The organism is Synechococcus sp. RC10A2 (genome assembly GCF_047502605.1).
The window spans coordinates 1-873 of the sequence record NZ_JANSHP010000028.1; the positions used below are offsets into that span (position 1 = coordinate 1).

At 55.4% G+C, this 873-nt stretch carries 1 pseudogene; it reads left to right on the forward strand.

Features of this window, described 5'->3' with window-relative positions:
* Positions 1-56: 56 nt before the first annotated feature.
* A pseudogene (locus NW848_RS02940) lies at positions 57-873 on the forward strand (S-layer protein); the annotation flags it as partial.

The window sequence follows — 873 nt, forward strand, 5'->3', positions numbered from 1 at the left end:
ATGCTTCTTTTGTGGGTCGCGATCGCCTGCGCATTCGTCTCCAAGCTCGCGATGCTGTGACTGAGTTCTTTGATGGGGATCCCGGCCTTGAGTTTGGCGGCCGTGGCGGTGGCACTTTCACCCTGGCCAAGCTGATCTACCAATTCCCAGCTTTCAACCAAGCAGCTACCATCTACACGGGTATCGTTGGCTCAGGTGTGTTCGATGTATTCAACTACAGCACACCCTTCGAAGCTCTCTCCGACTTTGCTGATGCTCCCAACTCCACGGCGGATGTGCCAGGTGGAGCTCTGTTTGGCTTCCGCTACCGACTCTCCGATCAACTGCGCTTGGCCTACAGCTACAGCACCAGGAACGCTCAAGCCTTAGGCAAGGGCTTCGGCGACAGCGGTATAACCGGTAGCGATAGCGCCCACGCGGTGGAGCTGGGCTTCCTGCCGAATGAAAATCTAGAGATTTACCTGCAGTTTGCCAGTACCTATCTGCAGACGGCAAACGATGGCCCTGAGTTCTTGGCCAACGGTACAGCTCTTTTCCGTGGCCCTCTGAGAGTAACCAATGTGTCCACCTCTGCACAGGTGAACGCCTTTTCTGTGGCTGCCAACTGGGAGATTACCCCCCGCGTCATCGTATCTGGCTGGTTTACTGCTGGCAATGTGGATTACAACTTGCCCAACGTGGTACCGGCTGGCACTGTGGATCCGGGTGAGGAAAACTTTAATGGTTTCCTCTTTGGCTTTGTTTTCCCTGACCTCTTTGTGGAGGGTGCCAAAGGCGGGGTTGTATTTGGGCAGCCAATCGTGACCACAGACAACGACGGAGTGTGGGATACTCGCCCCTTCGTTGTGGACGTCTACTACAGCTTCCCGGTCA